General features: G+C 55.2%; 1 protein-coding gene. It reads left to right on the top strand.

Annotated elements, in window-relative coordinates:
- On the top strand, window positions 1–277 hold a 277-nt coding region (locus R0J88_RS19805), incomplete at both ends, for a nickel-dependent hydrogenase large subunit (RefSeq protein WP_410900847.1).

The raw sequence follows: 277 nt of genomic DNA, 5'->3' as shown, positions 1-277 counted from the left end.
ACTGGTCTTTCTGATAAATGCGTTCTCAGCTACGGCGCATTCCCGGATATTGCCAACGACTTTGGCGAGAAAAGTCTGCTGATGCCTGGCGGCGCGGTGATTAACGGCGACTTCAACAATGTGCTGCCAGTGGATTTGGTTGATCCGCAGCAGGTGCAGGAGTTTGTCGACCACGCCTGGTATCGATATCCCAACGATCAGGTCGGGCGTCATCCGTTCGATGGCATCACCGACCCGTGGTACAACCCCGGCGATGTCAAAGGCAGCGATACCAACA

Origin of the sequence: Pseudoalteromonas sp. SIMBA_162, assembly GCF_046535955.1 — a bacterium.
GTDB lineage: Bacteria > Pseudomonadota > Gammaproteobacteria > Enterobacterales > Alteromonadaceae > Pseudoalteromonas > Pseudoalteromonas marina.
The sequence above is the reverse complement of the archived record's forward strand: the minus strand, read 5'-3'. Positions and strand labels throughout refer to the sequence as shown.